This window comes from Streptomyces sp. NPDC060198, assembly GCF_042728415.1.
Taxonomy (GTDB): domain Bacteria; phylum Actinomycetota; class Actinomycetes; order Streptomycetales; family Streptomycetaceae; genus Streptomyces.
The window spans coordinates 1-10,543 of record NZ_JBHWZJ010000250.1 but is presented as its reverse complement, the minus strand read 5'-3'; the positions used below and the strand labels follow the sequence as shown (position 1 = coordinate 10,543).

Annotated in this window: 7 protein-coding genes and 1 pseudogene; all 8 read left to right on the top strand. The window is 70.2% G+C overall.

Annotated elements, in window-relative coordinates; translation table 11 throughout:
- Positions 1-76: 76 nt before the first annotated feature.
- Positions 77-4,027 carry a nitrate- and nitrite sensing domain-containing protein gene (locus ACFWEP_RS24990; protein ID WP_387373052.1) on the top strand — a complete coding sequence of 1,317 codons (3,951 nt, stop codon included), beginning with the start codon at positions 77-79 and terminating at the stop codon, positions 4,025-4,027.
- Positions 4,028-4,036: 9 nt separating this feature from the next.
- Entirely contained in the window at positions 4,037-4,450 is a 414-nt protein-coding gene (locus ACFWEP_RS24985; protein WP_323180487.1) for a roadblock/LC7 domain-containing protein, read from the top strand.
- A gap of 134 nt (positions 4,451-4,584) precedes the next feature.
- Positions 4,585-4,992, top strand: coding sequence for a DUF742 domain-containing protein (locus ACFWEP_RS24980; protein WP_266709549.1), 408 nt, complete (start codon positions 4,585-4,587; stop codon positions 4,990-4,992).
- Complete coding sequence (locus ACFWEP_RS24975) at positions 4,973-5,554, top strand: ATP/GTP-binding protein (RefSeq protein WP_266709547.1); 582 nt, start codon at positions 4,973-4,975, stop codon at positions 5,552-5,554. The genes ACFWEP_RS24980 and ACFWEP_RS24975 overlap by 20 nt, the downstream gene beginning before the upstream one ends.
- A 350-nt stretch (positions 5,555-5,904) precedes the next feature.
- On the top strand, positions 5,905-9,165 hold the full coding sequence (locus ACFWEP_RS24970) for a nitrate- and nitrite sensing domain-containing protein (RefSeq protein WP_387373050.1): 3,261 nt from the start codon (positions 5,905-5,907) through the stop codon (positions 9,163-9,165).
- 10 nt (positions 9,166-9,175) lie between these two features.
- Positions 9,176-9,589 carry a roadblock/LC7 domain-containing protein gene (locus ACFWEP_RS24965; protein WP_266709517.1) on the top strand — a complete coding sequence of 138 codons (414 nt, stop codon included), beginning with the start codon at positions 9,176-9,178 and terminating at the stop codon, positions 9,587-9,589.
- Between the two features lie 90 nt (positions 9,590-9,679).
- Positions 9,680-10,348, top strand: a complete 669-nt coding sequence (locus tag ACFWEP_RS24960) for a DUF742 domain-containing protein (RefSeq protein WP_387373048.1) — start codon at positions 9,680-9,682, stop codon at positions 10,346-10,348.
- Positions 10,329-10,543, top strand: a pseudogene (locus tag ACFWEP_RS24955) (ATP-binding protein); the annotation flags it as partial. The gene ACFWEP_RS24960 and the pseudogene ACFWEP_RS24955, both read left to right, overlap by 20 nt.

The window sequence follows — 10,543 nt, the reverse complement described above, 5'->3', positions numbered from 1 at the left end:
GTCCAGCGCCCCACGACGCCGACACCGTCACCGCCGCGCATGCGGAGGGACGCCTGGTCCAGAGGTTGCGACGCTAGTGCAGGGACGTTTCAAGAGGGATGGCAGCGCTCCGGCGGAACAGGAGCCGCGCGGCGGGACCGACCGCGGTTCCTCGCCCCAGCACGCCCAGAACCCCGGGTCGGCAGGCGCCGGCGAGAGCGCGGAGCAGACTCCTCGCCCGGGTTCCACGACGACGACAAGCGCCGAGCCGGCAGCGGCGGCGAAACCCCGGGACCCGGTGAGTACGGGTTCACGCGTAGCCCTGCGTAACTGGCGCATCAGTACCCGCCTGGTCTCCCTCCTGGCACTCCCCGTGGTCGCGGCGACCTCGCTGGGCGGACTCCGCATCAACGAGTCCATGAACGACATGCAGCAGCTGGAGCACATGCAGCTGCTGACGCAGATGACCAAGCAGGCGACCGCCCTCGCGCAGGCCCTGCAGGTCGAGCGCGACGAGTCGGCGGGACCGCTCTCCAACGGCGTGAAGGCGACCAACTACAAGGTCACCGAACCCCGGAAGAAGACGGACCGCGCCAAGGAAGCCTTCCTCGACGCCACGATGGCGATCGGGGACACCCAGAACGACGAGGCCCTCGAAGGCATCCACGCCAGCGTCAACATGATCGCGACGCAGCTCGGGCAGATCCGCGACATCCGCAAGACCGCGTACGCCAAGGGCACTCCGAGCGTCAACACGATCGACCAGTACAGCCAGTTGATCACCTCGCTGCTGAGCCTCTCGCAGGACATGGCCCAGGCGACCTCCAGCCCGGAGATGATCAAGCGCACCCGTGCGCTGGCCGCCTTCTCCTCCGCGAAGGAGTACGCCTCGGTCCAGCGGGCGATCATCGCCGCGGCGCTGCCGGGCGGGAACAGCACGAAGACACGGCTCGACGACAACGACAAGCAGTTCGGTCGCAACGCGCTCCGTAAGGAGAGCCTCGCGATGAACTCCTTCGAGACCATCTACGCGGCCACCGGGAACAGCGCCTCCGACCTCACCGCACCGCTCGACAGCGGCAACCCGGAGATCCAGGCGGCCAACACCTACGCCAAGCAGGTGCTGGACACGACGGTCGGCATGAACGGGCGCAAGCCGCGTTCGTACCTCGACTGGTACGACCAGAGCTCCACCAAGATCCAGGCGATGGAGACCATCGAGGCGACCCTCCTCAGCGACATGGAGGGCAAGGCCCGCGAACTGCGCGAGGCCTCCCAGCGCGAGGCGATCCTCAACGGTGCCATCATCCTGCTGGTGCTCGGCGTCTCGCTCGTCGGCGCCTTCGTCGTGGCCCGGTCCATGATCCGCTCACTGCGCCGCCTCCAGGACACCGCGACCCGGGTCGCCCAGGACCGGCTGCCCGAGCTCGTCCGCCAGCTCTCCGAGACCGACCCGCAGGACGTCGACACCTCCGTCGAGTCCGTCGGTGTCCACTCCCGCGACGAGATCGGCCAGGTGGCCGCGGCCTTCGACGACGTGCACCGCGAGGCCGTCCGCCTCGCCGCCGAGCAGGCCCTCCTGCGAGGGAACGTCAACGCGATGTTCACCAACCTCTCGCGCCGCAGCCAGGGCCTCATCCAGCGCCAGCTCTCGCTCATCTCCGAGCTGGAGTCCCGCGAGGCCGACCCGGACCAGCTGTCCTCGCTCTTCAAGCTCGACCACCTCGCGACCCGTATGCGCCGGAACGGCGAGAACCTTCTCGTCCTCGCCGGTGAGGAACCGGGACGCCGCTGGACCCGCCCCGTCCCGCTGGTCGACGTGCTCCGCGCCGCCGCCTCCGAGGTGGAGCAGTACGAGCGCATCGAACTGGCCGCGGTGCCCGCCACCGAAGTGGCCGGCCGGGTCGTCAACGACCTCGTGCACCTGCTCGCCGAGCTGCTGGAGAACGCCACGTCGTTCTCCTCGCCGCAGACGAAGGTCCGGGTCACCGGTCACGCCCTGCCGGACGGCCGGGTGCTCGTCGAGATCCACGACACCGGTATCGGCCTCTCGCCCGAGGACCTCGCGGCGATCAACGAGCGGCTCGCCTCGCCGCCCACCGTGGACGTGTCGGTCTCCCGCCGCATGGGTCTGTTCGTGGTCGGCCGGCTCTCCCTGCGTCACGGCATCCGCATCCAGCTCCGGCCTTCCGACTCCGGCGGCACCACGGCGCTCGTCATGCTGCCCGTGGACGTCGCGCACGGCGGCAAGCAGCCGCCGACCAAGCAGGGCGCGGGCCAGCAGCAGGCCCCCGGCGGTCTGCTCGCCGGCGGCAGCGCTCCGCGTGCCGGTCTCGGCGGTCCTTCGGCCGGGGCCAAGGGACTCCCGGGTGCCGCGCGCGGCCAGGTCGGCGCGGGCTCCGGTCCGCGTGCGGCGCTGCCGTCGCGCGACACCACGGCACGCGGCCCCCAGCAGGGCGGACCGCAGGGCGGACCGCAGGCGGGCATGCCTCAGCGGCAGCCGGGCGGCCCGCAGGCCGGTCGTCCGCAGGGTCCGCAGGACTTCGGGCGACCCGAGCCGCAGCGGCAGGGCGGCGCCCTCGGCGGTGGCGCCCGGCTGGGCGCTCGCGGCGCGCAGGGCGGTCCTGAGCAGGACCAGCCGAACCTCTTCGGGCACAACGCCCAGGCACCGCAGGCCCCGACGGGAGCTCAGGCGCCCCTGGGACAGCAGGCCCCGATGGGCCGGCCGGAGCAGGGTGGCCGTCCCGTACGGCAGGACGTGTTCGGCGGAGCCAACGGACAGCAGCAGTGGCAGGGCAACCCCGCCGACCCGGGCAACCAGAACGGCCGCAACGGTCAGTTCGGCCAGGGCCAGGGCGATCAGTTCGGTCAGAACGGTCAGTTCGGCCAGGGCCAGGGGGATCAGTTCGGCCAGGGCGCTCCGGGCCAGGGCGATCAGTTCGGGCAGGGCGCTCCGGGCCAGGGCGATCAGTTCGGGCAGGGCGCTCCGGGCCAGGGCGGTCAGCCCGCGTTCGGCCGCGACCAGAACGGCCGGCCCCAGGACGGCCAGGGTCAGCGCGGGTTCCAGCAGCCCGGCGGTCCCGGCCGTCAGCTGCCGCCGCCCGGCGGTCCGCGGGCCGAGCTGCCCGGGGGCAACCCGCAGCCGCAGCAATCGCAGCCGCAGACCACCTCCTGGGGCATGGAGGACCGGGGCGCCCAGCGCCGCGGTCCGGCCGACGCGCCCCGGGGGCACGAAGAGGCCGAGTCCACGGGCCAGTTCGCGGCCGGTACGGGACCCGTGCCGAACCGGAACTTCAACTCCCCGCTGAACCGGCGCACTCCCGGCGACGACCGCCAGGGGCCGGGCTCCACCTCGGAGTTCGCCCGCCCGGACTTCTCGGCGCCGCAGGTCCAGCAGCCTCAGGACCCTGCGGGCACCGCGCAGTTCGCCCGTCCCGACTTCGGGGCTCCGGACCAGGGTCTGCCCGCTCCGCGCCAGTACGGCAACGCCGACGAGCACGGTGTGCCGCGTCCGGCTCCGGCGGCCGAGCCGCCCCAGCGTTCGCTGCCGCCGCGCCGTCCCACGCCGGAGGCGCTGCCGCCGGCCGGTCCGGGTGACGGCCGCACCCCGCTGTACGACACGCTCGAGACGAACTGGTTCCACGGTCCGCAGCAGGGCGGCCGGCCGGCCGAGGCTGCGCTCCCTTCGCCGTCCGACGGTGTTCCGGCTCCGGCGGCTCCGCGTCGCGCCTCCGGTGACGCCACCCCGGCCGGTCCCTGGCGGGCTTCGCCCAACGACGAACTCGTACGTCAGGCCGAGCGGGTCAAGAAGCCGGCCGCCGGCGGTGTCACCACTTCGGGGCTTCCCCGGCGGGTTCCGCGTGCCAATTTGGTTCCCGGTACCGCTCAGCAGCAGAATCACCAGACCGGACCTCAGGTTTCGCGTGCGCCCGATGACGTGCGCGGGCGTCTGACCAATCTCCGCCGGGGCATCCAGCAGGGTCGGCAGGCGAACAGCCAGTCGACCGGCAGCTTCCAACTCGGCCCCACTCACCAGCAGGAGCGTTAGTTGAGCCCCATGAGTCAGGCCGCCCAGAATCTGAACTGGCTGATCACCAACTTCGTGGACAACACCCCCGGGGTGTCGCACACGGTGGTGGTCTCCGCCGACGGACTCCTGCTGGCCATGTCCGAAGGATTCCCGCGCGACCGCGCCGACCAGCTGGCCGCGGTCGCCTCCGGGCTCACCTCGCTGACGGCCGGCGCCTCCCGGATCTTCGAGGGCGGCGCGGTCAGCCAGACGGTGGTGGAGATGGAGCGCGGCTTCCTGTTCCTGATGTCCGTCTCGGACGGCTCGTCGCTGGCCGTGCTCGCACACCCGGAGGCCGACATCGGCCTCGTGGGTTACGAGATGGCGCTGCTGGTCGACCGTGCCGGAACCGTCCTCACGCCCGACCTGCGCGCCGAGCTCCAAGGAAGTCTGCTCCACTAGGCGGCCACGCAGCGGAAATCCCTCCAGATCTCCTCAGGTACTGCCCACCACCCTCACTCGTCCGGCCGCTCACCGCCCCCACCGGCCCCTTGCAGACGGCGAGTAGACACCTCGCTGTCACGCCCGGAGGATTCATGACCCCGCCACCCGCCTCACCCGATCCGTACGGCGCCCTGCACCACGCGTCGTACGACGGGGAGGGCGACCAGCCGCTGGTTCGTCCGTACGCCATGACCGGCGGGCGGACACGACCGCGTTACCAGCTCGCCATCGAGGCGTTGGTCAGTACGACGGCCGACCCCGCGCACCTGGGAACGCTGCTGCCCGAGCACCAGCGGATCTGCCACCTCTGCCGCGAGGTCAAGTCGGTGGCCGAGGTTTCGGCTCTGCTGTCCATGCCGCTCGGGGTGGCACGGATCCTTGTCGCGGACCTGGCGGAAGCCGGCATGGTGGCCATCCACCAGCCGGGCAACGGAGAGGCCGGCGGAACGCCGGATGTGACACTGCTCGAAAGGGTGCTCAGTGGACTTCGCAAGCTCTAGCGGCGGTACGGCCCGCTCCACCACCTCGGCGAAGATCGTGGTGGCGGGGGGCTTCGGCGTGGGTAAGACCACGTTTGTCGGTGCCGTTTCGGAGATCAGTCCGCTGCGCACCGAAGCCGTGATGACGTCCGCCTCGGCGGGCATCGACGACCTGACCCACACCGGGGACAAGACCACCACCACGGTGGCCATGGACTTCGGACGCATCACCCTGGACCAGGACCTGATCCTGTACCTGTTCGGCACCCCCGGACAGGACCGCTTCTGGTTCATGTGGGACGACCTCGTACGCGGCGCCATCGGCGCCGTCGTCCTGGTCGACACCCGCCGCCTCGCCGACTGCTTCCCCGCCGTCGACTACTTCGAGAACAGCGGCCTCCCCTTCGTCATCGCCCTCAACGGCTTCGACGGACACCAGCCGTACACCCCCGACGAGGTACGCGAGGCACTCCAGATCGGACCCGACACCCCGATTCTCACCACCGACGCCCGACACCGCTCGGACGCCAAGAGCGCCCTCATCACCCTCGTCGAACACGCCCTCATGGCCCGGCTCAAGTAGGCATAAGTCGGTATCGACGTAGGTAAGTTGCCGTAGTCACGCGGGGGTGGTCCTGTGTCCTTCGACACGATCCGCCCCCGCGTTCATAACGTTTCGACAGAGAATTTCCAGTGGGCCGACACCCGACGCATCCGCCCGGTGTCACTCCGCTCATGTGAGCCTCGCCTTTTGGCGGGGCTCGTTCTTTATGCCCGTTTTATCTGAGGCATGCGCCACTCGGACCGATCGGGTTCGAGTGTTTGGAACGCGGCAGGTCCCCATGCTGGAATGCGGCGAACTCCCGAGTAGTACGGCCCTGAACGAATTTACCGGCACAACGTAGGTGCCGACGCCGAGAGGTTGTTGGTCGAGTGAGGCGAAGCAACGAAGGCTCCCCGACGCAGCCTGAGCGGGGCAACTTCACGCCGCCGCGCACCGCTGTGTCCCCCGGGGAGCGCGCCGACCGTACGGACACGGTCGACGGCGCACCGCCCGTCGGCAGCACGAGCAAGCTGTCCCCCCGCAACTGGCGTGTGGCGACGCGACTGAACGCGATCCTCCTGATCCCCGCCCTGGTGGGCCTCATCATGGGCGGCTTCCAGGTGAAGGGGTCGATCGACACCTGGAACGAGGCGCAGGACGCCGAGAAGACCGCGTTCGTCGTCCGTGCGGCCTCGGTGTACGGACAGGCGCTGCTGAACGAGCGCGACCTCACCGCACAGCCCCTTCTGGCGAAGAAGTCCACCGACTCCGTCGTGACGCGGAGCCGTGCCGCCACCGACGCCGCGGCGTCGGGGTTCACCGACGCGGTGGCCGGCATGCCGCAGACCGCCGGTCTGCTGCGCCGGCTGAAGCTCTTCAGGGGCGAGGAGCCGAAGCTCGCCGCGCTGCGGAAGTCCGCGTACTCCACGAACCTGGACCCGGTGAGCACCGAGGAGGGCTACACCCAGATCCAGCACTCGCTGATGGAGTTCGCCAACGAGCTCGGTCTGGGTACCGGCAACGTCACCAGTTACGGCCGTACCGTCTACGCGCTCGAACTCTCGCAGGCCGCCGAATCGCTCCAGCGCTCCATCGGACTGCACCTGCTGGTGCGTCCGAGCGAGAAGGAGAGCACCTTCAACGCTCAGGTCAAGGCCTTCGGCTCGTACAACTACCTGGAACAGATCGCGCTCGGCGAGTTCAACTCCGGCGGCACCGAGGCGGACGTGAACCGCCTCAAGACGGTCATGGCCGGCAAGGCTGCGGAGGGCGCCGAGCAGTTGAAGGCCGCCAAGGAGCAGGCCGAGGCCGCCGGGGCTCCGTTCGTCGCCCCGCCCAGCGTCGGTGGCTCGGTCTTCGACGGCATGGCCGAGCAGATCGGCAAGGGGCTTTCCCCGTCCGAGCTGGAGGCGAAGGGAATCACCCCGGAGACCTGGTTGGCCGCTTCCACCGCGAAGTTCGAGGGGTACGCCACCGTCACGGACGAGCTCGTCGACAAGGCTGTGGAGGAGGCCGCGCAGATCTCCTCCGACGCCAAGACCGACGCCATCGTCAGCGCCTCGATCGTCGTCGTCGCCCTGCTCGCCGCGTTCGTCGTGGCCGGATTCATGGCACGCCAGATGAGCCGGGCGATGCGCCGGCTGCGCGCCGCCGCCTTCGAGGTCGCCGAGCAGCGGCTGCCGTCGCTGGTCGACCAGCTGTCGCGGACCGAACCGGGCCGGATCGACACCCGGGTCCAGCCCATCCCGATCAATACCAGTGACGAGATCGGCGAGGTCGCCCGCGCCTTCGACCAGGTGCACCGGGAGGCCGTCCGTCTCGCCTCGGAGCAGGCGATGCTGCGGGGGAACGTCAACGCGATCTTCACCAATCTCTCGCGCCGCAACCAGTCGCTCATCGAGGGCCAGCTGACCCTCATCACCGGCCTGGAGAACAACGAGGCCGACCCGGACCAGCTGGAGAGCCTCTTCAAGCTGGACCACCTGGCCACCCGCATGCGGCGCAACGGCGAGAACCTCCTGGTTCTCGCGGGCGAGGAGCCGGGCCGCCGCTGGAACCAGCCGGTGCCGCTGGTGGACGTGCTCCGCGCCGCCTCCTCCGAGGTGGAGTCGTACGAGCGCATCGAGCTCACCGGGGTCCCGGACACCGAGATCCACGGCCAGGCCGTGACCGACCTCGTGCACCTGCTGGCGGAGCTGCTGGAGAACGCCACGGTGTTCTCGTCGCCGCAGACCAAGGTCCGCGTCACCGCGACCCGGCTGCCGGACGGCCGCGTGATGATCGAGATCCACGACAAGGGAATCGGCCTCACCGCCGAGGACTTCGCCGACATCAACCACAAGCTCGCCAACCCGCCGACCGTGGATGCCGCGGTCTCCCAGCGGATGGGCCTCTTCGTGGTCGGCCGGCTCTCCGACCGCCACGGCGTCCGGGTCCAGCTGCGCCCCTCGGGCGAGCAGGCCGGTACCACCTCCCTGGTCATGCTGCCGGACGCGATCACCCACGGTGGTGGTGGCGAACCCGTCGCCGCGGACGATTTCACCGTCTCCTCGATCATCCCGGAGCAGCAGGACTCCCTGCCCTCCGCTCCGCAGCTCTCGGGGATGCGCACCGCCGCCGAACTCGGCTTCGACGACTCGCGTTACGAGGGGGACTCGCCGACCCTCGACCCGGTGGGCCGCTCGCTGATGCGCGAGGAGCGCCGGGCCGCCCTGGAGGCCGCGCACACCGGCGGCGAGCAGTCTCCGTTCGAGGGCGCCGGTCAAGGTGCCCCGCAGCAGCGGTTCGAACAGGACGGCTACCCGCAGGCCGGCTACGAGGAGCAGCCCTCGTACGAGCAGAACGGCTACCCGCGGGGCACGTTCGAGCAGGGTTCCTACGAGTCCGGCTCCTACGGACAGCAGCAGGGCTTCGAGCAGTCCGGCCACCAGGGGGCGTACGACCCGTACGCGGCGGACACCGGCTACCGGCCGGACGCGGAGCAGCTTCCCCAAAACGGCTATGCGGAACAGGGCTACGCGGCCCAGGACACCCAACAGCCTTCGTACGGTGATCAGTTCACGCCGCACGGTGACCAGCAGCAGCAAGGTGGGTGGCCGGAACAGGGTGGTTTCCAGAGCGGTTACGACTCCTCGGCCCAGGAAGAAGCGGAATCCGCTCCCGGCGCTCCCGAGGAGACGCCCGAGCGCGTAGGCTTCGATCATTCGGGTCCCACCGCGAACGCCGGTCACGAGATGACCGACGCGGGGCTCCCGCGCCGGGGCGGGCAGCAGCACTGGCAGCCCGACGGACCGGGCAACGACCGGTCCGCGGCCGCCGACCAGCCCCAGCGGCAGGACTCCCCGTCTGCCGCCGGACCGCGGGACGGCGAAGGCACGGACGACTGGCGTTCGACCAACGACGAGCGCTGGGAGCGGGCCGAGAAGCTCCGGGACCCGAAAGCCGGCGGAATAACCCTCTCGGGGCTTCCCCGGCGGGTGCCCAAGGCCAATCTGGTCGAGGGCACCGCGGAGCAGACCCAGCAGGGCGGCCCCCAGGTCTCCCGTGCTCCCGAGGACATCCGCGGCAGGTTGAGCAACCTGCGGCGCGGCATCCAGCAGGGACGCAACCAGGGGTCGGACAGCAGTAATACCTACAACCAGGAGCGTTAGTGTGAGCCCGATGAGCCAGGCGGCGCAGAATCTCAACTGGTTGATCACCAGCTTCGTGGACAGCACCCCCGGGGTGTCGCACACGGTGGTGGTCTCCGCCGACGGACTCCTGCTGGCCATGTCCGAGGGGTTCCCGCGTGACCGCGCCGACCAGTTGGCGGCTGTCGCCTCCGGTCTGACGTCGCTGACCGCGGGCGCCTCCCGGATCTTCGAGGGCGGCGCCGTCAACCAGACCGTTGTGGAGATGGAGCGAGGGTTTCTCTTCATCATGTCGATTTCCGACGGATCTTCGCTGGCCGTCCTGGCCCACCCGGACGCCGATATCGGCCTGGTTGGGTACGAAATGGCACTTCTGGTGGACCGTGCGGGCGGTGTTCTGACGCCCGATCTTCGCGCCGAGCTCCAGGGAAGTCTTCTCAACTAGGAGACAGACAGTGCGTTTCTCGTCACCGCGCCATAGGGTGCGGTGGCGCGGCCCCACTGGGATCGGCGAACGGCAGTAGGAGGAGGAGACGTGGCAGCACCCACAGGCGGACACCCGTATGACGGCAGTCAGCGGGTTCCGGACGAGCACGGGGAAAACCGCTTCAACTTCCCCTCCGCGCCGAGCGCCGAGGGCGGTGTGCAGGGTTACGACCCTTATCTCCCGCCCCAGCAGCCCGTGCAGTCGCACCCGCGCGGAGCCGACTGGCCTCAGCAGCCGGGGCCGGAATGGTCCCAGCGGCAGCAGTCCGAGTGGCAGCCCCGGCAGGAGCCGCCGCAGCGGTTCGACGCCCCGGCGCCCCGGATCCAGCCGGTGGCGCAGCGGCCTTCGAGGCCCGCGCCGTCGGCGCCCGCCGCTCACAACCCGTTGGTCCGTCCGTACGCCATGACCGGCGGGCGGACAAGGCCGCGTTACCAGCTCGCCATCGAGGCGCTGGTCAGTACGACGGCCGATCCGTCCCGGCTGCAAGGGCAGTTGCCCGAGCACCAGCGGATCTGCCGGCTCTGCTTCGAGATCAAGTCGGTGGCCGAGATCTCGGCCCTTCTCTCGATCCCGCTCGGCGTTGCCCGGATCCTCGTTGCCGACCTGGCCGAGGCCGGACTCGTCGCTATCCATCAGCCCGGCGGCGACGAGACCGCCGGCGGCCAGCCAGATGTGACACTGCTCGAAAGGGTGCTCAGTGGACTTCGCAAGCTCTAGCGGCGGAGCGGCCCGCTCCACCACCTCGGCGAAGATCGTGGTGGCAGGGGGCTTCGGCGTGGGTAAGACCACGTTTGTCGGTGCCGTTTCGGAGATCAACCCGCTGCGCACCGAAGCCGTGATGACGTCCGCCTCGGCGGGCATCGACGACCTGACCCACACCGGGGACAAGACCACCACCACGGTGGCCATGGA

Excerpts from the sequence above, each read along its gene's own strand:
- ACFWEP_RS24965 (WP_266709517.1), top strand. The coding sequence starts at position 9,176 with ATGAGCCAGGCGGCGCAGAATCTCAACTGGTTGATCACCAGCTTCGTG.
- ACFWEP_RS24980 (WP_266709549.1), top strand. The coding sequence starts at position 4,585 with ATGACCCCGCCACCCGCCTCACCCGATCCGTACGGCGCCCTGCACCAC.
- ACFWEP_RS24985 (WP_323180487.1), top strand. The coding sequence starts at position 4,037 with ATGAGTCAGGCCGCCCAGAATCTGAACTGGCTGATCACCAACTTCGTG.